Origin of the sequence: Pseudomonas sp. IT-P2, assembly GCF_949767575.1 — a bacterium.
Lineage (GTDB): Bacteria > Pseudomonadota > Gammaproteobacteria > Pseudomonadales > Pseudomonadaceae > Aquipseudomonas > Aquipseudomonas pharyngis.
In genome coordinates, this window is the sequence record NZ_CATKQA010000014.1 from 1 (window position 1) to 21,732 (window position 21,732).

At 59.6% G+C, this 21,732-nt stretch carries 17 protein-coding genes and 2 tRNA genes; 5 read left to right on the forward strand and 14 right to left on the reverse strand.

Annotated features, from left to right (window positions below; genetic code table 11):
* The coding region (locus ACM6JM_RS12400; protein WP_414881996.1) for a hypothetical protein at positions 1 to 2,257 on the forward strand (2,257 nt) is incomplete at its 5' end.
* A 96-nt stretch (positions 2,258 to 2,353) separates the two neighbouring features.
* Here the strand turns inward: ACM6JM_RS12400 and dnaB are convergent.
* The 7 genes from dnaB to rnr all read right to left on the reverse strand — a co-directional run bounded on the left by dnaB (position 2,354) and on the right by rnr (position 9,650).
* Positions 2,354 to 3,751, reverse strand: coding sequence for a replicative DNA helicase (gene dnaB / locus ACM6JM_RS12405; RefSeq protein WP_011332193.1), 1,398 nt, complete (start codon positions 3,749 to 3,751; stop codon positions 2,354 to 2,356).
* A gap of 120 nt (positions 3,752 to 3,871) precedes the next feature.
* Complete coding sequence (gene rplI, locus ACM6JM_RS12410) at positions 3,872 to 4,318, reverse strand: 50S ribosomal protein L9 (RefSeq protein WP_003221136.1); 447 nt, start codon at positions 4,316 to 4,318, stop codon at positions 3,872 to 3,874.
* Positions 4,319 to 4,337: 19 nt separating this feature from the next.
* Positions 4,338 to 5,228, reverse strand: a complete 891-nt coding sequence (locus ACM6JM_RS12415; protein WP_039766674.1) for a hypothetical protein — start codon at positions 5,226 to 5,228, stop codon at positions 4,338 to 4,340.
* 36 nt (positions 5,229 to 5,264) lie between these two features.
* On the reverse strand, positions 5,265 to 5,495 hold the full coding sequence (gene rpsR, locus ACM6JM_RS12420) for a 30S ribosomal protein S18 (RefSeq protein WP_002551829.1): 231 nt from the start codon (positions 5,493 to 5,495) through the stop codon (positions 5,265 to 5,267).
* A gap of 28 nt (positions 5,496 to 5,523) precedes the next feature.
* Positions 5,524 to 5,952, reverse strand: a complete 429-nt coding sequence (gene rpsF, locus ACM6JM_RS12425; protein ID WP_007950702.1) for a 30S ribosomal protein S6 — start codon at positions 5,950 to 5,952, stop codon at positions 5,524 to 5,526.
* 306 nt (positions 5,953 to 6,258) lie between these two features.
* Positions 6,259 to 7,023, reverse strand: a complete 765-nt coding sequence (gene rlmB / locus ACM6JM_RS12430; RefSeq protein WP_039766671.1) for a 23S rRNA (guanosine(2251)-2'-O)-methyltransferase RlmB — start codon at positions 7,021 to 7,023, stop codon at positions 6,259 to 6,261.
* Complete coding sequence (gene rnr / locus ACM6JM_RS12435; protein WP_414881997.1) at positions 7,020 to 9,650, reverse strand: ribonuclease R; 2,631 nt, start codon at positions 9,648 to 9,650, stop codon at positions 7,020 to 7,022. Before rnr ends, rlmB begins: the two co-directional genes overlap by 4 nt.
* A 224-nt stretch (positions 9,651 to 9,874) precedes the next feature.
* On the opposite strand from rnr, the gene ACM6JM_RS12440 reads away from it, so the two are divergent.
* From ACM6JM_RS12440 to ACM6JM_RS12455, 4 genes are all read left to right on the forward strand, one after another.
* Positions 9,875 to 9,961: transfer RNA gene (locus tag ACM6JM_RS12440), tRNA-Leu, on the forward strand.
* A 180-nt stretch (positions 9,962 to 10,141) separates the two neighbouring features.
* Positions 10,142 to 10,228: transfer RNA gene (locus tag ACM6JM_RS12445), tRNA-Leu, on the forward strand.
* 191 nt (positions 10,229 to 10,419) lie between these two features.
* On the forward strand, positions 10,420 to 11,430 hold the full coding sequence (locus ACM6JM_RS12450; RefSeq protein ID WP_085648072.1) for an extracellular solute-binding protein: 1,011 nt from the start codon (positions 10,420 to 10,422) through the stop codon (positions 11,428 to 11,430).
* The gene (locus ACM6JM_RS12455; RefSeq protein WP_064593105.1) at positions 11,430 to 12,995 is read left to right on the forward strand and encodes an ABC transporter permease; all 1,566 of its coding nucleotides are present in this window, start codon (positions 11,430 to 11,432) and stop codon (positions 12,993 to 12,995) included. Before ACM6JM_RS12450 ends, ACM6JM_RS12455 begins: the two co-directional genes overlap by 1 nt.
* 41 nt (positions 12,996 to 13,036) lie before the next feature.
* On the opposite strand, the gene ACM6JM_RS12460 is transcribed toward ACM6JM_RS12455, so the two are convergent.
* The 7 genes from ACM6JM_RS12460 to hfq form a co-directional block, all read right to left on the reverse strand.
* Positions 13,037 to 14,971 carry a methyl-accepting chemotaxis protein gene (locus tag ACM6JM_RS12460; RefSeq protein ID WP_085667725.1) on the reverse strand — a complete coding sequence of 645 codons (1,935 nt, stop codon included), beginning with the start codon at positions 14,969 to 14,971 and terminating at the stop codon, positions 13,037 to 13,039.
* A 140-nt stretch (positions 14,972 to 15,111) separates the two neighbouring features.
* Entirely contained in the window at positions 15,112 to 16,401 is a 1,290-nt protein-coding gene (locus ACM6JM_RS12465; protein ID WP_039766659.1) for an adenylosuccinate synthase, read from the reverse strand.
* Positions 16,402 to 16,455: 54 nt separating this feature from the next.
* Positions 16,456 to 17,643 (reverse strand): ATP phosphoribosyltransferase regulatory subunit, encoded by a 1,188-nt coding sequence (locus tag ACM6JM_RS12470; RefSeq protein WP_011332186.1) that lies wholly within the window; start codon positions 17,641 to 17,643, stop codon positions 16,456 to 16,458.
* 313 nt (positions 17,644 to 17,956) lie between these two features.
* Positions 17,957 to 18,826 (reverse strand): protease modulator HflC, encoded by an 870-nt coding sequence (gene hflC / locus ACM6JM_RS12475; RefSeq protein ID WP_414881998.1) that lies wholly within the window; start codon positions 18,824 to 18,826, stop codon positions 17,957 to 17,959.
* A complete protein-coding gene (gene hflK, locus ACM6JM_RS12480) occupies positions 18,826 to 19,995 on the reverse strand; it encodes an FtsH protease activity modulator HflK (protein ID WP_039766653.1) in 1,170 nt (389 codons plus the stop codon). Before hflK ends, hflC begins: the two co-directional genes overlap by 1 nt.
* Positions 19,996 to 20,091: 96 nt before the next feature.
* Positions 20,092 to 21,393 carry a ribosome rescue GTPase HflX gene (hflX, locus tag ACM6JM_RS12485; RefSeq protein ID WP_074689634.1) on the reverse strand — a complete coding sequence of 434 codons (1,302 nt, stop codon included), beginning with the start codon at positions 21,391 to 21,393 and terminating at the stop codon, positions 20,092 to 20,094.
* 12 nt (positions 21,394 to 21,405) lie between these two features.
* Entirely contained in the window at positions 21,406 to 21,666 is a 261-nt protein-coding gene (gene hfq, locus ACM6JM_RS12490) for an RNA chaperone Hfq (RefSeq protein WP_007902656.1), read from the reverse strand.
* Positions 21,667 to 21,732 lie beyond the last annotated feature (66 nt).

Genomic DNA, 21,732 nt, shown 5'->3' on the forward strand with positions numbered 1-21,732 from the left:
GGGACGGCAGTTTGTCGACATGCTCGACGGCAGCATCTTTCTGGTCGGCCTGGACAGCGAGAGCGGCCTGTACCGCGCCAGGCTGAGCAGTGAGCGAGTCCCGTCCGGCCCGCTGCTTCTGCAAGACCCCGACAGCAGGCTCTGGTACCCGATGCTCGATCCGGAGTCGATGACCTTCAGTCTGAGCAGCCGTCGCCTGGAAGACTTCCGTACCTCTCTGGACTTCACTGACGCGGTGGCGGATGACAACGGGATATACGCGTTCGAAGGCAAGCGTTACGTCGTCATTGAAAATCAGGCCTATCAAGTCATGCAGGATATCGATGCATCCTCTCCTCAACAGAAGGTCTGGCGCATTGTCAAACCCACGGATCCCGTGGCAAACGACGATACAAATATCTACAACGCGAGTCGGCCCGGTGAAACCCTGGCGATTTCCCGCGGCGAGGCGAACGCCTGGTTTGCAGTATCCGTGGGTCTGAAGGGAGGAATGCACCGTCGTCGGGGAGTTCAGATACCCCAGGTCCAACATGTGGGATGGGAACCCTTCGAGGCGGCTCACGCAGCAATCAACCAGTCAACCGATGTCGCCAATGCCCTGTGGGTAAAGGCTTTTGCCCTCCCCGATGGAAGTGCCGAACGCCCCTTGAGCTTTGCCGAACTTGAATTGTTCCTGTTCAAGCACACCCGGCTGCACGATGACTTTGCAAAAAGGTTCATCGACCACGAGGACTGGAAGCATCAAATCAAAGAAAGATTCACCACACAGAGCTTGCAGAAAATCCGGATGGACAGAGTGGTGGCCCTGAACAGCCTCCTGCAAATAATGGATTTGCGAATCAAGCCCAGCGTACAGGCCTACACCCTCGATAGTTACAGGAAACTGATTGGGCATTACAACAGGAAGCTCAAGCTCCTCGACATCCGTCAAACGGTAGTGGACCAGATCAAACAAATTACACCGAGACACTCATTTGAACTGGACGAAATGAACCGCAGCGTTCACGGAGTCGACGAAGTCAATTGCAACAAGCTGATAGCCTACCTGTACCTGTTTGCGAACAACCCCGAAAACCCTGCCGGCACAGGTATGCAATCGGCGCGGGCTGCCCGCCTGTTCAGCGAAGACCTGGAAAATGTGCCCAGGCGAGAGCAACCGCCCGCGCTGCTGTTGGCCCTCGATCAGATCAAGGCAGAGAAGATCCGTTTTGAAGCGCAAGTGGCCTCCGAGACGCCTGAAAACACTGCTCACCTCAGAGAAATCATCGCGCTGACCGATTTGTTCGAGAAGAGAATCGAGAGCACGCTGACCGAGATCTTTGCCACCTTTGACCGCAATACCGAGCTTCCCCGTCTTGATCAGGAGATCGATTTCGATTTTGTTCCTGCACAACCGGTCCATGCGGAAGCGGCGCCTCCCCCTCCTCCAAGGAAAATATTTCGAACCCGCCAGCGCGGCACCTACAAGGTACTGGTGGGAGAACAGGAAATTGCCCCAGACGGCAACGTCACCCTCAAGGTGCCTGATCCTTTCCACCCAAACAATCTGCCTCAGCGATACGAAAAACGCGAAGGTGAATGGTTGCCCGTACGCCCGCCGATTGGCGCAACGACCAGGCTACAGCTGCTTGGCGAAGCGAACCGCTTGTTGGCCGAAGTCAAAACTCATCAGGACGAAGCAAGAGCCAAGGAAACCGGAAAAACCAACCCGACGGAAATCATCGAGTTTCTGGGTACCGAGGCGGACCGACTCAACGAGCAGGCACGTTTGCTTGAACACCACAGCAAGGGAACCGAGGACCGCGAGATCACGGGGCTGGTCGGTCGTCTGCGAAACGCTGGCAATTTATTGACCGCCGAAGGACAGAAGATCCTGATACGGATGTACAAAGATCGGGACGTGCTGGACATACTGCGCCTGAACTATCTGCTGGATCACGCGGAGCTCGGCGCGACCAGGACTGTTGATCGCCAGCCGGTAGGCAAAGGCCAGAACAAATCATTTCTGGACGTTTATTCCATCACTGATCGATCCGACGGTTCACCTTTGTGGGAAGCCCATTTTCACTACGACAGGAAGAACAGCGTCGCGCTGAACTTCACGGTCAAGGGTGCCCATCTCAAAAAGCTCGATCAGGCCAGACGGGGCGCCTCGTCCCAGCGCCAGGATGAGCAGGCCGGCTTGCCGCACGTCCCGATCTGGCGTGAATCGTTCGACGGCAAAACGGCACGAAAAATATTTGAACTGGCGAAATAGGACCGCCCTTCTCCGACAATTCAGCCGACCTGTAGCAACGATTGTCGGAAGCATCCGTTTCAACCGGCTGATGCAGTCGGTTGAAACGCTTAGTCCTTACTCGTCATCGTCGAAGTTATAGCTACCCGGGGCAAGGTTCTCGAAACGGGTGTATTTACCGATGAACGCCAGACGGATAAAGCCGATCGGGCCGTTCCGCTGTTTGCCGATGATGATTTCGGCGATGCCCTTGTGTTCGGTTTCCGGGTGATACACCTCGTCCCGGTACACGAACATGATCACGTCGGCGTCCTGCTCGATCGCTCCGGATTCCCGCAAGTCGGAGTTCACCGGACGCTTGTTGGGACGTTGTTCCAGGGAGCGGTTGAGCTGTGACAGGGCGACTACCGGGCAGTTGAATTCCTTGGCCAGGGCTTTCAGGGATCGGGAGATCTCGGAAATCTCGTTGGTCCGGTTGTCGCCGCTGGAACCCGGGATCTGCATCAGCTGCAGGTAGTCGATCATGATCAGGCCGATGTCGCCGTGCTCGCGCACCAGACGCCGGGTCCGGGCACGCATCTCCGACGGGCTGATGCCGGCGGTGTCATCGATGAACAGCTTGCGGTCGTTGAGCAGGTTGACCGCCGAGGTCAGGCGCGGCCAGTCGTCATCTTCCAACTGGCCGGAACGCACCTTGGTCTGGTCGATACGGCCGAGGGACGACAGCATACGCATGATCAGCGATTCGCCTGGCATCTCGAGGGAGTACACCAGCACCACCTTGTCGCTGCGCAACACGGCGTTTTCCACCAGGTTCATCGCGAAAGTCGTCTTACCCATCGAAGGACGGCCGGCGACGATGATCAAGTCGGCCGGTTGCAGGCCGCTGGTCTTCTCGTCGAGGTCGGTGTAGCCGGTGGACAGGCCAGTGATCGAGTCGGCGGTGTTGAACAGGGTATCGATGCGGTCGATGGCCTTGGTCAACAGGTCATTCACACCCACCGGGCCGCCGGTTTTTGGCCGGGCTTCGGCAATCGCGAAGATCTGCCGCTCGGCTTCGTCGAGGATTTCCTCGGCGGTGCGACCTTCGGGATTGAAGGCGCTGTCGGCAATTTCGGTACTGATACCGATCAACTGACGCAACGTCGCACGTTGGCGGACGATCTGCGCATAAGCCTTGATGTTGGCGACGGACGGCGTGTTTTTCGCCAGTTCGCCAAGGTAACCGAGGCCGCCGACCTGCGAAGTCTGACCTTCCTTGTCCAGTTGCTCGGCAAGGGTCACGACATCGATCGGCAAGTTCTGATCGGCCAGTTTGGCGATCGCACGGAAAATCAGACGGTGGTCATGTCGGTAGAAATCGCCGTCGGAGACTTGATCGAGCACGCGTTCCCAGGCGTTGTTGTCCAGCATCAGACCACCGAGTACAGCCTGTTCGGCCTCGATGGAATGCGGCGGCACCTTCAGCGCGGCAGTTTGCAGATCGTATTGCTCGGGAGCGGAGATTTCGTTCATGGCCACTTTTTAATCAGGAAAAGCAGGGAGTGCAGAAAGACAAAGGGCACGACCTGTAAACAGGATCGTGCCCGATGTTAACCGTCTGACGGACAAGCCGCCAGTCGATCAGGGTGTTGCTTAAGCTGCTACCACGACAACGCGCACGGTGGCTTCAACTTCGGCGTGCAGGTGCACGGCCACGTCGAATTCACCCACGTTGCGGATGGTGCCGTTCGGCAGACGAACTTCGCTCTTCTGCACTTCAACGCCGGAGGCGGTCAGTGCGTCAGCGATGTCGTGAGTACCGATCGAACCGAACAGCTTGCCTTCGTCGCCAGCGGTGGCAGTGATGGTCACTTCCAGCTCGGCCAGTTGGGCAGCACGGCTTTCAGCCGATGCTTTACGGTCTGCGGCGGCTTTTTCCAGCTCAGCGCGACGCTCTTCGAACGCGGCCAGGTTGGCAGCGGTCGCAGCGGTGGCTTTGCCGAAAGGCAGCAGGTAGTTACGGCCGTAACCGGCCTTAACGTTTACTTTGTCGCCCAGGTTGCCCAGGTTGGCGATTTTTTCCAGAAGGATCAGTTGCATGTGGAAATCCTCTTAACTTTTAACCTTCACCGTTCGCGTTATCGGTGTCTTTCGACACCCGACCGCGAAAATCAATCAGGCTGTCGACAATGGCCAGAACCACGAGCAACGGATAGATCAGCTGCATGAACAGCAACAGCGTCACGTACAACCCCACCAGCCAGAAACCGGCCAGTCGCCTTTGCGCCACCAGCCCGTGAATCAGGGCCAGCCCGGCGAACACCAGCGGTACACTGCACAACGGCGTCAACATGGCCATCTGTGCACCGAGATTCGGGCCCAGAAGCATCAACGCCAGCAGCAACATCGCCGGCCCCAGCGGGATCCGGATGGCGCGAAACTCGCGACCAAAACCACCCGGGTTGTACAACAACGCCTGCCAATAACGCCCGACAATCAGGCTCAGCACGCTGACGATCTGCAACAAGGCCGCAATCAGGCCGGTCAGGACCGGTGCGATCAGCGACGCGAAACGCGCCTGCTCGTCTACCGACAATTGTTGGTAGGCATCACCGAGAAGCGCGGGCATGACCTTTACCAAGGCCTGCGCCAGCATCTCGATCTGGGGCGCGAACGCCGCCCCGAGCACCACTGAAAACACCAGCCCCATGGCTACGCTGACCAGCAGCGTACGGACCCAGGACTCGCTTGCGCGCAACACCAGCGCAAGCCCCGAAGACCCCAGCAGCACCAGAAGTGCCCGTGGGTCATCGGCATACAACCACCAGATCAATGCCGGCAGCAGTCCCAGCGACACGACGCCCAGGGCGTCGGTCAATCCGCGCCGCAGAAGCACCAGGCTCCCGGCGGCAGCACCCAACCAATACAACAACGGCAATGTTGCACACCCGGCCACTACGAGAGTGGCCTGCATACGGCCGCGCATGATGAACTCAGCTAAGGCACGCATGCATTCAATCCTTTGCTACTTGTCGACTGCCCGGTCTCAGCGGCCGTGGCTGTCGGTGTAGGCCAGCAGGGCCAGGAAGCGGGCGCGCTTGATAGCGGTGGCCAGCTGACGCTGATAACGAGCTTTGGTACCGGTGATGCGGCTTGGAACGATTTTGCCGGTCTCGGATACGTAGGCTTTCAGAGTGTTGAGATCTTTGTAATCGATCTCCTTCACGTCTTCAGCGGTGAAGCGGCAGAATTTACGACGACGGAAGAAACGTGCCATTTGATAGGCTCCTTAAAAGGTCCGTGGATTACTCGTCAGCGTTATCGCTGTTGTCGCTGTCGCTATCGCTGTCATCGCCATCGGCGCTGCCATCGTGCTCAGGACGTTCGCGACGCTCACGGCGCTCACTGCGGTTTTCTTCAGCCTTGAGCATCTCGGACTGGCCGGTAACGGCTTCGTCGCGACGGATGACCAGGTTACGGATCACAGCATCGTTGTAGCGGAAGTTGTCTTCCAGCTCGGCCAGGGCCTTGCCGGTGCACTCAACGTTCAGCATCACGTAGTGAGCCTTGTGAACATTGTTGATTGCGTAGGCCAGTTGACGACGGCCCCAGTCTTCCAGACGGTGGATTTTGCCGCCGTCTTCTTCGATCAGCTTGGTGTAACGCTCAACCATGCCGCCGACTTGCTCGCTCTGGTCAGGGTGGACCAGAAAGATGATTTCGTAATGACGCATGAATGCTCCTTACGGGTTGTAGCCTGCCGCTCAAAAACGGTCAGACAAGGAGTGAATGACACTTATGGACTTGCTGGCGCGGGGCACATGCATGCCTGCCGCCACAGCAAGGGGCGCAATTGTAGAGAAGGGACTGAAGAGGTGCAAGGCAATTGGTGATTATTTGAACAGTCACACTTTCTGCCACACCAGAAAACACTGTGGGAGCGAGCCTGCTCGCGATGGCGGCTTAACATCCAACAATGATGCTGAATGTAACTCCGCTTCGCGAGCAGGCTCGCTCCCACATTTATGACGCCGTGAGGCTTAAGCCTTTTTAGCCGCCTTGGCCTTGGCACCGCGCTGACGCTGGGCCTCGAACAGGCACACGCCGGTCGCAACCGAGACGTTGAGACTGCTGACGCTACCGGCCATCGGCAGGTGCACCAGATAATCGCAATGTTCACGGGTCAGACGACGCATGCCTTTGCCTTCGGCACCCATGATCAGGATGGTCGGACCAGTCAGATCCTGGTCATAGATGCTGACTTCGGCCTCACCCGCCGTGCCGACAATCCACAACCCGCGCTGCTGGAGTTTTTCCAGGGTGCGAGCAAGGTTGGTCACCGCCACCAGAGGAATCACCTCCGCCGCGCCGCAAGCCACTTTACGCACCACAGGGGTCAGGGTGGCCGACTTGTCTTTTGGCACGATGACCGCCAGCGCACCGGCGGCATCCGCCGAACGCAGGCAGGCGCCGAGGTTGTGCGGGTCGGTCACGCCGTCGAGCACCAGCAACAGCGGCGCGCCTTCGGTGCGATCGAGCAGCTCGTCCAGCATCGCCTCGCCCCAGACCTGGCTCGGACTGACGTCCGCCACCACGCCCTGGTGCACGCCTTCGACCCAGGCGTCCATTTCGCGGCGCTCGGCCTGACCGATCTGGACCCGGTTTTCGTTGGCCAGCTCGATCAGCGTCTGCACCCGCGGATCGTTGCGACTCTCGGCCAGCCAGATCTGCTTGACGCGTTTAGGGTGGTGACGCAGCAACGCTTCTACCGCGTGAACGCCGTAGATTTTTTCCAACTGACTCATGACTTCGCCTTCGGTTTACGCGCCCCGCCACTTTTGGCTGGAGCGGAACCCGCTTTCGGCGGGCCTTTACGGTGTTTGCTCGGTTTGGCTGGCTTGCCGCCGGAAGCCTTGTCAGGCACCGACCGTCCGGTCTTTCCCCCGGACGCCGCTTTACCACCGTTTTTGGCGTCGGCCAGCAAGGCCTTCTTCATTTCACGGCTTTTGCGCAGTTCGGCGTTTTTCGCCACGGCATCGCTCGGACGATAAGCCTCGACGGCTTTTTCCTTGGCCGGACGACGGCTGGCAGTTTTTGCCGGAGCCTTTTCTTCCACAACCTTGGCCGCTGGAGCGGTCGTCTCGGTGCCACGCTTCTTGCGACCGATCGGCGCGCTAATGGTTTTTTCAGCCATCTCGAAGTCGATCTTGCGCTCGTCGAGATCGACGCGCATCACCCGCACCTCAACGGTATCGCCAAGACGGAAGCTGCGACCGGTGCGCTCGCCCGCCAGGCGGTGGTGCACAGGGTCGAAGTGGTAGTAGTCACCCGGCAACGCCGTAACATGCACCAGACCTTCGACGTAAATATCGGTCAGTTCGACGAACAGCCCGAAACCGGTCACGGCAGTGATCACGCCCGGGAACGATTCGCCCACGCGGTCTTTCATGAACTCGCACTTGAGCCAGTTCACCACGTCGCGGGTCGCTTCGTCGGCACGGCGCTCGCTCATCGAGCACTGCTCGCCGAGTTGCTCCAGCGCTGCTTCGTCGTACGGATAGATGCGCGCCTTCGGAATGGTCATCGCACCGGCACGGCGAACGTGCGGGGTGTCCTGTTTCGAATGGATCACGCTGCGGATCGCCCGGTGCGTGAGCAGGTCCGGGTAACGACGGATCGGCGAGGTGAAGTGGGTATAGGCTTCGTAATTCAGGCCGAAGTGGCCTTCGTTCTGGGCGCTGTACACCGCCTGGCTCAGGGAGCGCAGCATCACGGTCTGGATCAGGTGGAAATCCGGACGATCCTTGATGCTGGCCAACAGTGCCTGATAGTCCTTCGGCGACGGACCATCCTTGCCTTTGTGCAGGGACAGGCCGAGTTCGCCGAGGAACGCGCGCAGCTTTTCCAGACGCTCCGGTGGCGGGCCGTCGTGGACGCGGTACAGCGCAGGGATTTCGTGCTTTTTCAGGAACTCAGCGGTGGCCACGTTGGCCGCCAGCATGCATTCCTCGATCAGCTTGTGCGCGTCATTACGGGTAGTCGGACGGATTTCGGCAATCTTGCGCTCGGAACCGAAGATGATCCGGGTTTCTTGCGTTTCGAAATCGATCGCGCCACGCACATGACGGGCAGCCAGCAATACCTTGTACAGCGCGTAGAGTTGCTTGAGGTGCGGCAGGACGTCGGTGTATTCACCGCGAAGCTTGCGCCCTTCGGTCGCCTTCGGCGTTTCCAGCATCGCGCTGACCTTGTTATAGGTCAGACGGGCGTGGGAGTGGATCACCGCTTCATAGAAGCAGTAGTCGGTCATTTCGCCGGACTTGGAGATGGTCATCTCGCAAACCATGGCCAGACGATCGACGTGCGGATTCAGCGAGCACAGGCCGTTGGACAACTGCTCCGGCAGCATCGGCACCACGCGCTCGGGGAAGTACACCGAGTTGCCGCGCACCTGGGCTTCGTTATCCAGAGCCGAACCGATCTTCACATAGCTGGAAACGTCTGCAATCGCCACGTACAACTTCCAGCCGCCGGAGAACAGGCGCAGCTTGCCTGGCTTGGCTTCGCAGTAGACCGCGTCGTCAAAGTCGCGGGCATCTTCGCCGTCAATGGTGACGAACGGCAGATGGCGCAGGTCGACGCGCTTCTCTTTGTCTTTTTCTTCGACTTCCGGCTTGAGTTTGCCGGCTTCCTTCAGAACGGCTTCAGGCCAGACGTGCGGAATGTCGTAGGTGCGCAGGGCGACATCGATTTCCATGCCCGGCGCCATGTAGTTGCCGACGACTTCGATCACGTCGCCTTGCGGCTGGAAGCGCGGAGTCGGCCAGTGGGTGATTTTCACCTCGACGAACTGACCGATCTGGGCGTTGGCGTTACGGCCCGGCGTCACCAGCACTTCCTGCTGGATCTTCGGGTTGTCCGCGACGACGAAGCCGATACCGCCTTCTTCGAAGTAGCGGCCGACGATGCTTTCGTGGGCACGGGACACCACTTCGACGATCACGCCTTCGCGACGACCGCGACGGTCCAGGCCGGAAACACGCGCCAGGGCACGGTCGCCGTCGAACACCAGACGCATTTGCGCCGGGCTCATGAACAGGTCGTCGGAGCCGTCATCCGGCACCAGGAAGCCGAAGCCGTCCCGGTGACCACTGACGCGACCGAGGATCAGGTCGAGCTTGTCGACTGGTGCATACGTGCCACGGCGGGTATAGATCAGTTGAGCATCGCGCTCCATGGCGCGCAGGCGGCGGCGCAGGGCTTCGATCTGGTCTTCTGTGGTCAGACCAAATTCTTCGACCAGTTGCTCGCGGGCAGCAGGCGAACCTCGATCAGCAAGGTGCTGAAGGATCAGTTCGCGGCTGGGAATAGGGTTTTCATATTTTTCCGCTTCACGAGCGGCCTCGGGATCGAGGGACTGCCAATCGGCCATTAGAGAGTTTTCACCTTGTCTATATGCGGGTTAGTTTGGCATAGGCGCCATCAAACGGGAAATTTCAGACTATAAAGGCCTTTCTAAAGCCCTCTATCGACGTTCGAAAGCCGTTTTGAACACCGCTGGTAAAAAAAATCATTTTTTTTGCCGGCAGGGGTTTACAGTTAAAAAGTCGCTCCGTATAGTGCGCGCCATCGACGACGTACACACGTTGACGAGATGCCCAGGTGGTGAAATTGGTAGACACGCCAGCTTCAGGTGCTGGTGACCTTACGGTCGTGGAAGTTCGAGTCTTCTCCTGGGCACCAATTTCGAGTTTGAGACTAGATCAGTTTCAAGACTCACACAAAAACCCGCGAAAGCGGGTTTTTTGCATTCTGCGCCCCGCTTTTTCTGAAATTGATTTATTAAAATCAAATCAGGGGTTTACAGATCAAAAGGCGCTCCGTATAGTGCGCCACATCAACAGCGGCGACGCTGAAGATGAAGCCCAGATGGTGAAATTGGTAGACACGCCAGCTTCAGGTGCTGGTGACCTTACGGTCGTGGAAGTTCGAGTCTTCTTCTGGGCACCAATTCAAATTCAAGATCACGATCTTGAATCTCACAAAAACCCGCGAAAGCGGGTTTTTGCGTTTCCGGGGTTTGGAAAACCTGAATCCCAACGCCTATCAGACCCACCCCCTCCCTGCAAGGCGCACTTGAGAAACAATATCGTTTATCATTGTTGCAAGTTTTTGCAATGCGACAGTGAGGAACCCTGCGAATGATGTTTCGAAATACCCTGCGCCGCGGCTTGACCTTCACCCTGCTCGGCCTGGCACTCGCCACTCCCCTCACCCAGGCTGCCGACACGGTTTCCCTGACGCTCTACAACGGTCAACACAAGGAAGTCGGCGACGCGATCGCCAAAGCCTTCGAAGCCAAGACCGGCATTCACGTGAATGTGCGCAAGGGCAGCAGCAACCAGCTGGCCAGCCAGATCATTGAAGAAGGCGACCGCTCGCCCGCCGACGTCATCTACACCGAAGAATCCCCGCCGCTGAACAACCTCGGCGAGCAAGGCCTGCTGGCCAAGGCTGACGATGCGACCCTGGCCGTTCTGCCGAAAAAATACGTCGCCGGCAACGGCACCTGGATCGGCGTCACCGCCCGGGTTCGCGTGGTGGCCTTCAACCCGAAACTGATCGACGAAAAAGACCTGCCGAAATCGGTGCTGGATTTCGCCGATCCGCAGTGGCAAGGCAAGGTCGGCTTCGTCCCGACCAGCGGCGCATTTCAGGAACAGGCTGTCGCCATCATCAAAAAGCACGGTCGCGAAGCCGCCGAAGAATGGCTGACCGGTCTGCGTGCCTTCGGCAAGACCTACAGCAACAACATGGTCGCCCTCAAGGCTGTGGAAAACGGCGAAGTCGCCACCGTGCTGGTGAACAACTACTACTGGTTCGCCCTGCAACGGGAAAAAGGCCAGCTTGATTCGAAACTGCATTACTTCACCGGCGGCGACGTTGGCGGCCTGATCACCGTTTCCAGCGCAGCCGTGCTGAAATCCAGCAAACACCCAAAAGAAGCCCAGCAATTTCTCGCCTACATGGCCAGCGAAGAAGGCCAGCGCGTGATCACCCAGACCACCGCCGAATACCCGCTGCACAAAGGCATGGAATCGGATCGCGGCCTCAAGCCGTTCAGCGAACTGGAAGCGCCGGACGTCACGCCGGCCGATCTGGGCAACGCCGAAGAAGCGCTGGAGCTGGAACGTGAAGTTGGCCTGAACTGATGACCGCATCGTTATCCGCCCCCGCTACACGCGGGGGCTACGTGCCAAGGCGCAAGCGGCCGTCGATCTGGCTGGTGCTGCCGGTGTTGTTGCTGGTGGTCATGAGCCTGTTGCCGCTGGCCTACGTCGGGCTCAAGGCCTGGCAGGCGGGCTGGACCGAAGCGCTGCACTTGCTGTGGCGCCCCTATGTGTTCGGCCTGCTGCGCAACACGCTGGCGCTGATGGTTGGCGTGACCGTGACCTGTGGCGTGATCGGTCTGTCGCTGGCGTGGCTGCTGGAGCGCAGCAACTTGCCGGGGCGACGGCTGTGGGGCGTGATTCTTTGCCTGCCGTTCGCGGTGCCGGCATTCGTCAGCAGCTTTACCTGGGTTTCGCTCAGCGCACAGTTCGAAGGACTCGGCGGGGCGATCCTGGTGATGAGCCTGTCGAAGTACCCGCTGATCTTCCTACCGGTAGCCGCCACGCTGCGCAATCTTGATCCTTCTCTTGAGGAGTCCGCTCGCACCCTGGGACAGAATCGCTGGGGCGTGTTTTTCCGCGTCACCCTGCCGCTGCTCTGGCCTTCGCTGCTGGCCGGTTCGCTGCTGATTGCGCTGCACATGCTGGTGGAATTCGGCGCACTGTCGATCATTGGCCTGCAAACCTTCACCACTGCGATCTATCAGCAATTCGAACTGGAATTCAGCAATGCCAACGCGGCGATGCTGTCGGCAGTGTTGCTGGCGCTGTGCCTGATGCTGTTGTGGCTGGAGTTGCGGGTGCGCGGCAAGGGACGACATGTACGTACCGGCCAGGGTGCGGCGCGTCGAGCTGAACAAGTGCGACTGGGCCCTTGGGCGATTGCCGGTCAGCTGTATTGCCTGATGCTGGCGATTGTCGGCAGCGGGATTCCGCTGGGCATGCTGGCCTACTGGCTCGCCGTGGGATCGTCAGCGGCATTCCCGGTTGCGGCGATCACTGAAGCCTTGCTGTCCTCATTGGCACTTTCGCTCGGTGGCGCTGGATTGTGTCTGGTGCTGGCGGTGCCGGTCGGACTGCTGGTGGTGCGCTACAAGGGCCAACTGGCGATCTGGGCCGAACGCCTGCCCTATCTGCTGCACGCCCTGCCGGGATTGGTAATAGCGTTGACGCTAGTGTATTTCGCCCTGCATTACGTGCCGGCGCTGTACCAGACTTCCGCGCTATTGCTGATTGCGTATGCACTGCTGTTTCTGCCGCTGGCTCAGGCGCCGATCCGCACGGCGTTGAACAAGGCCGCGCCGCAACTCGAAGAAGCCGCCCGCACCCTCGGCGCCTCTTCGTTCACGGCGTTCTGCCGGGTGACTTTACCGATCATCTTCCCGGCACTGGGCGCAGCCTTTGCGCTGGTGTTTCTGGATGCCATGAAAGAACTGACGGCTACATTGCTGCTGAGTCCGACCGGGCTCAACACATTGGCGACTGAAGTCTGGGCGCATACCGCAAATGTCGAGTTCGCAGCGGCGGCGCCTTATGCGGCGTTGTTGATTGTGGTGTCGGGATTGCCCGTCTACCTGCTGACAACCCGGATGTATTTGAGCCGATAAAAAAAATCGCAGCCGAAGCTGCGATTTTTTTGCCCGCTACATCAAGCTCGGAACTGCCCCAGACTGGCCTTGAGTTGCGCCGCCAGACCATCCAGCACCTTGCCGCTGGCCGTGGTCTCGACGACCGCCTGTGCGGCTTTCTCGGCCTGGGCATGAATCGTTTCGACGCGCCCCCGCACAGCCTGCGCGCCTTGCGCCTGATGCGCCGCTGCCTGAGTCGCCAGGCCAATCGCCGCATGCACCTGCTCGACCGACGCCTGCACCGATTGCTGCAACCGCGCACTGTCACGCAGCACCAGCAAACCTTCGCTGGCCTGACGCCCGGCCTGACCGATCGCCTCGACCGCTTCACGGGCGCCCTGCTGCAGAGCCACGATGTGCGCTTGAATGTCTCCGGTGGAGCTTTGGGTCTTGCTCGCCAGCGCTCGGACTTCGTCCGCCACCACTGCAAACCCGCGACCGGTCTCGCCGGCCCGGGCCGCTTCGATGGCAGCGTTTAGCGCCAACAGGTTGGTTTGCTCGGCGATGCCGTGAATCACGGTCAGCACCACTTCGATCTGTTCGCTCTGCTGCGCCAGCCGCTCGATGACTTTCGCCCCGGTGTCGACCTGCCCCGCCAGCGCCTCGATCAAGCTGCCGACCTTGGCCGAGGTGCGAGTGTTCTCGTCAGTGGCCTGACGAATATCGACCACCTGCTTCAACGCCGCCTGCATCGCATGGCTTTCCGACTGAGCCTCATCGGCCATTTGCGACAGCGCCCGCAGACTTTCGGCCACTTCATCACGCTGCATCCCGGCCGCTGCGTCGGCCCCGGCGTTGCGCAGGGTCATGGCGCCGATTTCCACACCGGTGCGCTGAGCCACATCCCCGGCCTCGCGCACGATCGGCTGCAACTTGTCCACAAAGCGATTGACCGCCGAAGCCATGTCGCCGATTTCGTCCTTGCTGTTGATCTGCACGCGCTTGGTCAGATCGCCCTCGCCGGCTGCCAGATCATCCATGGCGGCGTTGAGCATTTTCAGGCGATTGACCACTCGATGACCGAGCACCACCGCCAGCAGCAACAGCACCCCGGCACCGACCAGCGCCAGGCCCATACCGATACGCCAGCGCAGAGTTGCTGCTGCGTCCTGTACGGTACTGGTGGTGTTGGCCTTCATTTCGGCAGCCGTGGATTGCGCCGATTGCAGGCGCGCACGCATGGCGGTGGCGCTGTCGGCAGCGGCGCCTTTGAGGCTGTCGCCAACCAGTTGATCGCTGCTGGCAATCAACGCTGTGAAGCGCTGATCGAGCGCTGCCAGATCGGTTTCAACCGAGGCGGTCGAGACGCCCATCAGCACTTTGCCGATTTCCACGCCATTGGGATTGATCGAAGCTTCAAGGTAGTAGACCGACGGATCGTTCTTCGCCGCATCCAGCACTTTATCCAGCGCCCGCTCGCCCTGACCCTTTTCCAAAAGGGCCTTGTTGATCGGGTTTTCGCGGTTGAGGTAGCGAGTCAGATGCTGGCCGGTGGCGTCGTCATACACCACGAACAGCACGTTGGGATTACGCTGGGCCCGGCGGGCGAATTCGGAAAGGGTCGGTACGTCGCTGTCCCACATGGCACGGGGCGCCACGGAGGCCAGCAACTGAGCCATGTCATTGGCCGAATCCTTCAGGTCTTTTTCCAACGTCGCACGCAGCTGCGACTGCTCCTCCTTCAGACGCGAGGAAAGACCGGCGGTAAGACGCTGACGGGTACTCGAGGAGAGGTTGTCGAGACTCGACGTGACTTCGCGCCCGGCCTGCTCCAGCTCTCCGGACAACTTCTGGCTATCCGCGCCCAGGCGAGTGCCGAGATCGGCTTCCAGCGCGGTCACGGTGCTCCGCGTCAGGGCGACGGCCACCAGCACTTGCACCAAAAGAGCGATACCAAGGGTAACGAACACGGGCCGCAACAGACGGCTTTGTAACAGTGAGAGAACGGCTGACACTTTGAATCCCTCTACGTCTGACGCCATTAATTTGATGGCACTCTTGTAGACAGAATCACAGCAAAGGTCATGCCGTCCAACAGGCATAAACGACAAAGGCCCCGATGAAGGGGCCTTTGTTTTTTTACATCAACGACTTATCAAGCGAACGGATGACGCAGAACGATAGTTTCGTTTCGGTCCGGCCCCGTCGAAATAATGTCGATCGGCGCGCCGATCAACTCTTCAACGCGTTTGATGTAGGCACGAGCGTTAGCCGGCAGCTCCTCCAGGGTCTTGGCACCCACGGTCGACTCGCTCCAGCCTGGCACTTCTTCGTACACAGGCTGCAGGCCCACGTAGCTGTCAGCGTCAGTCGGAGCAACGGCGTTGCCTTGTGCATCCTTGTAGCCGGTGCAGATGTTGATGGTTTCCAGACCGTCGAGTACGTCCAGCTTGGTCAGGCAGATGCCCGAGATGCTGTTCACATCGATAGCGCGACGCAGGATAACGGCGTCAAACCAGCCGCAACGACGGGCACGGCCGGTGGTAGCGCCGAACTCGTGACCTTGTTTGGCCAGGTGCGCACCGACTTCGTCGAACAGCTCGGTCGGGAATGGGCCCGAACCTACGCGAGTGGTGTAAGCCTTGGTGATGCCCAGGATGTAGTCCAGGAACATCGGACCAACGCCCGAACCGGTCGCCACGCCACCCGCGGTGGTGTTGGAGCTGGTCACGTACGGGTAGGTGCCGTGGTCGATGTCGAGCAACGAACCCTGGGCGCCTTCGAACATGATGTCTTTGCCGGCGCGACGCAGGTCGTGCAGCTCGGCAGTCACGTCCAGCATCAGCGGCTTGAGCAGCTCGGCGTATTCCTTGCACTCGGCCAGAGTCTTTTCGTACTCGATGGCAGCCTCTTTGTAGTAACCGACCAGCATGAAGTTGTGGTAGTCCACCAGCTCACGCAGCTTGTCTTCAAAGCGCGGCATGTTGAGCAGGTCGCCGACACGCAGACCGCGACGTGCAACCTTGTCTTCGTAAGCCGGGCCGATGCCGCGACCGGTCGTACCGATCTTCAGCTCGCCGCGGGCCTTTTCACGGGCCTGGTCCAGCGCCACGTGGAAGGACAGGATCAGCGGGCAGGAAGGGCTGATGCGCAGACGCTCGCGCACCGGTACGCCCTTCTCTTCCAGTTTGGTGATCTCGCGCAGCAGGGCGTCAGGTGCAACCACCACGCCGTTGCCGATCAGGCACTGCACGCCTTCGCGCAGCACGCCCGACGGGATCAGGTGCAAGACGGTTTTTTCACCGTCGATCACCAGAGTGTGACCGGCGTTGTGGCCACCCTGGTAGCGCACTACGGCGGCAGCATGTTCGGTCAGCAGATCAACGATCTTGCCTTTGCCCTCATCACCCCATTGGGTGCCCAGGACTACGACATTCTTACCCATAACACTTGTCCTCATTCGCGCAAACTTGGTGCCGGCGTCAGCCGGCAGGAAAACTCAAGAAGCCAGTGGCGATACTTGCCAAAGCCCGTTCTGCTGGATCAATTGCCGGTCGCAGTCCGCATCACGGGCGGCGGCCAAAGGTTGTCCAGGCAACGCCTGAACGACACGCTGACCCTCACTGCGCAACTGGCAAACCTGCTGCCAGAGTGCCGCATCCGTACTGTCAGGCATCCAGATACCGCCAGACGGTAGCTCGATCTCAGCACGCCCCAGGGTCACCAGGGTTTTCAAATCGGTGGAGAAGCCCGTAGCCGGACGGGCGCGACCGAAGTCGGCGCCGATGTCGTCGTAGCGACCGCCCTGGGCGATGGACTGGCCAACACCTGGCACGAACACCGCGAACACCACACCGGTGTGGTAGTGATAACCGCGCAGCTCGCCGAGGTCGAAGTACAGCGGGAGCTCCGGGAAGCGCACCGACAGACGCTCGGCGATTGCCAGCAAATCTTCCAGCGCCGCCAGTACCGGTGCCGGCGCATTGGCCAGACGCTCGCGGGCAGCGCTCAGCACCTCACGGCCGCCGCACAGGTCGACCAGCGCACGCAGCATGCCGGACAGATCGGCCGGCAGGCCTTCGGTCAGGGTAATGACCTCGTCGATGGCCTTGCGTTGCAACGCATCGAACAACTGCTGCTCGACTTCACCCGACAGGCCAGCCGCCTGGGCCAGACCGCGATAGATGCCGACATGCCCGAGGTCCATGTGCACGTCCGGCACATCGGCCAGTTGCAACATGGCCAGCATCAGGCTGATGACTTCGACGTCGCTGCTCGGGCTGGCATCGCCGTACAACTCGGCGCCCAGTTGGATCGGGCTGCGCGAGGACGACAAGGCACGCGGCTGGGCATGCAGCACGCTGCCGGCGTAGCACAGACGGCTCGGGCCTTCGCGACGCAGGGTGTGCGCATCGATGCGCGCCACTTGCGGCGTGATGTCGGCACGGAACCCCATCTGCCGGCCCGATTGCGGGTCGATGACCTTGAAGGTACGCAGATCCAGGTCCTGGCCCGCGCCGGTCAGCAGGGATTCCAGGTACTCGATATGGGGAGTCACGACAAACTCGTAACCCCAGCTCTGGAACAGATCCAACACCTGACGACGCGCGACTTCAATGCGCGCCGCTTCCGGTGGCAGTACTTCTTCGATGCCATCTGGCAGCAGCCAGCGGTCTACCGTTGCCATTACGCCATTCCCCTTAGATCCGGGCGGCCAGCCCGAGGGCGAGCCTTGAGTGAAGCAGAAAATGACCGGTACGTTCAAAACGCACGCGCATGGACGACGCGGCGAAAGGCCTGTTACCGGCTTCGCCCATCACTTTCCTCGAAAAACTGTCGGGCCATTCAACCCGATCCTCTGCAACAAAAACAGCAATCAAACGTGCAGACGCAAAAAAGCCGGGAATTTCCCGGCTGCCGCATCATACACACGTTTTCCCAAAGGATCACCCCGCCCGAGGTTTTAGCCGCCGGGCGGAATGATTCAGGTCAACGGGGTATCAAGGCTTGGCCTTCTCCAGGTACTTGAAGAAGTCGCTGCTTGGGTCGAGGACCATGACGTCGGATTTGTTCGCGAAGCTTTCACGGTAGGCGCGCAGGCTACGGTAGAACGCGTAGAACTCCTGATCCTGACCGTAGGCCTTGGAGTAGATCGCAGCGGCCTGGGCATCACCGTCACCGCGAATCTCTTCGGATTCACGATAGGCTTCAGCCAGCAACACACGGCGTTGACGATCGGCGTCGGCACGGATGCCTTCGGCCAGCTCGTTACCCTTGGCGCGGTGCTCGCGAGCTTCACGCTCACGCTCGGTGCTCATACGTTCGAACACGCTGCGGTTCACTTCTTTCGGCAGATCGATGGCCTTGACCCGGACATCGACTACTTCGATACCCAACTCCTTTTCCGCCATCTTGTTCAGCGATGCGGTGATGTCAGCCATCAGTGCATCACGCTCACCGGACACGACTTCGTGCAGGGTGCGCTTACCGAACTGGTCACGCAGACCCGATTCCAGTCGACGGGACAGACGCTCGTCGGCGATCTGCTTGAGGCCGGACGTTGCGGTGTAGAAGCGCTCGGCATCTTTCACGCGCCACTTGGCGTAGGCATCGACCATCACGGCTTTCTTTTCCAGCGTCAGAAAACGCTGTGTCGGTGCATCCAGCGTCATCAGACGTGCGTCGAATTTACGCACCTGGTTAACGTAAGGAACCTTCACATGCAGACCTGGCTGAACATCAGCCTGAACCACGCGACCGAATTGCAGCAACACCGCGCGCTCGGTCTGAGCGACGATGTAGAAGCAGTTCCAGCCAACCAATACCACAACAACGCCAACGATCAGGGCGATCAGCGATTTATTGCTCATCAGCGGGTCTCCCTTGTGCGCGACTGCGGCACGTCAGTGACATGCGGCGTGACGTCCGTGTTGTTGCTGGCGGCAGCCGAACCGGTGACCGGTGCATTACTGCCCGAACTGTTCTGAATCATTTTGTCCAGCGGCAGGTAAAGCAGGTTGCTCTGGCCGTTTTTGTTGCCGGTCACGAGCACCTTGCTGGTGCTGCTGAAGACTTCCTGCATGGTGTCCAGGTACAGACGCTGGCGAGTGACCTCGGGCGCCTTGCGATACTCGGCAACCAGTTTGGTGAAACGATCTGCCTCACCCTTGGCGCGCGAGACCGTTTCGTCACGGTAACCGTTGGCATCTTCAAGGATACGCTGGGCCTGACCACGGGCTTCCGGCACCACGCCGTTGGCGTAGGTTTCAGCCTGGTTGCGCGAACGCTGCTCGTCTTCACGGGCGCGGATCACGTCATCGAAGGCTTCCTGCACTTCACGCGGTGCCGCTGCGCTTTGTACGTTGACTTGGGTAACGGTGATACCGGTGCGATAGGTATCGAGGAAACGTTGCAGACGCTCCTTGATCTCGCTGGCCATCAGCTCACGACCTTCGGTCAGCACCTGGTCCATCGCGGTGGAACCCACCACATGGCGCAGCGCACTGTCGGTCGCATGTTGCAGGCTGATTTCCGGCTGGTCGACGTTCAGCACGAAGTCCTGCAGGTTGCTGATCTTGTACTGCACGGTCAGCGGCACTTCGACGATGTTCTCGTCTTCGGTCAGCATCTGGCCCTGCTTGGTGTAGGCACGCTCACGCGTGACGTTCTCCATGTACTTCTTGTCGATCGGCGGGAAGTAGATGTTCAGGCCGGGACCGACAGTCTCGTAGTACTTGCCGAAGCGCAGCACCACGGCCTGCTCCTGCTCGTCCACAACGTACACCGCGCTGTACAGCCAGACAGCCGCCAGCACGACCAGGCCGATGCCGAGCAGGCCGCCGAAGCCGCCGCTCTTGCCCGAGCCACCACCGTCATCACCGCGTTTTTTTCCACCACCGAACAACCCGTTCAGGCTTTCCTGCAGCTTTCGGAAGGCCTCGTCGAGATCCGGCGGCCCCTTGCGGTCGCCGTTGTTGCGACGCTTGCCACCCCAAGGATCCTGATTGTTCGAGTTGCCACCCGGCTCATTCCAAGCCATAGCGCTCTCCATCTGATAAAGCAAAGACGCACCCACGGCGCGCCGACCAATGCTACAGAATGCCTGCCGTTGCGGCACAACCGCTTTGTCAGGCTTTTATTGCAAAGTGTGTTGCTCGATGAACTCCGTCGGCACAACGCCTTCACGACTGACCAGTCGATTGAGCTCCGAGCGTGGCAATCGAACGGCCAGCAAGCTGACACCTTCTTCGTCGTATTCTTCTTTCTGTACCGCGCCCAACTCGAAAAACTGTGCACGCAGACGCGCAAACCGCTGAGGCAAACGCAAGGTACCCACGAACAAATCGCTGCCGAGCAATTCGGCAATGGCTTGCTCAAGCAATTCCAGACCGGTGCCATCACGGGCTGACAACCAGACCCGCTGGGGCTTGCCGTTTTCATCGCGCTGGATTTGTGGCTCAACGCCTTCAAGCAAATCGAGTTTGTTATAGACCTCGAGGATCGGCAAGTCCTGGGCACCGATCTCGCCCAGTACCACCATCACCTGCTCGATCTGCAACATGCGATCCGGTTCGGCCGCATCGATCACGTGCAACAGCAGGTCGGAGTTGCTCGACTCTTCGAGCGTAGACCGAAATGCCTCGACCAGTTTGTGCGGCAAGTGGCGAATGAAACCCACGGTGTCGGCCAGGACAATCGGCCCCAGGTCGTCCAGATCCAGACGGCGCAGGGTCGGGTCGAGCGTGGCGAACAGCTGGTCAGCAGCGTACACGTCGGACTTGGTCACGTTATTGAACAGCGTGGATTTACCGGCGTTGGTATATCCCACCAGAGACACGGTAGGGATATCCGCACGCGAGCGGCCGCGACGCGACTGTTCGCGCTGGCTGCGCACTTTTTCCAGTCGGCCCTTGATCTGGCGCAGGCGTACCCGCAGCAGTCGCCGGTCGGTTTCGAGCTGGGTTTCACCCGGGCCGCGCATGCCGATACCGCCACCCTGACGCTCAAGGTGAGTCCAACCGCGGACCAGCCGGGTGCTCATGTGGTCAAGCTGGGCCAGCTCTACCTGGAGCTTGCCCTCATGGGTACGGGCGCGTTGGGCGAAAATATCGAGAATCAGACCGGTACGGTCGATCACGCGACACTCGAAAACACGTTCGAGGTTACGTTCCTGACTGGGCGTGAGGACGTGATTGAAGATCACCAGATCGGCTTCTTCGGCGTGAACCAGGTCGCGCAGTTCCTCGACCTTGCCGCTGCCAATCAGGTATTTGGCGGTTGGCCGATGACGCGGCACGTTAAAAAACGCAACGGTCTCGGCGCCAGCCGAATTTGCCAGTTCCTGAAACTCCTGCGGATCTTCGCGCGCCTCAGGGTCCTGTCCATCCAAGTGAACGAGGATGACTCGTTCACCACCACCGTGGCGCTCAAAGAACAAAGGAGACTCCTATCAGGCGTTACCTGGCTCAGCGTCACCTGCTTCGGATTCGGTTGCGCTTGGCAGACGAATTGGACGAACCGGCACGACTGTAGAGATAGCGTGTTTGTAAACCATCTGGCTGACGGTGTTCTTCAGCAGGATAACGAACTGGTCGAACGACTCGATCGTGCCTTGCAGTTTGATCCCGTTCACCAGGTAGATGGAAACCCCCACTTTCTCTTTACGTAAAGTATTCAAGTAAGGGTCTTGTAGCGAATGCCCTTTTGACATGTGCCGCACTCCTTTAAGGATTCAATATAAAAAATAGGTAAACAGATGGCTTTTGCCGCCACACCC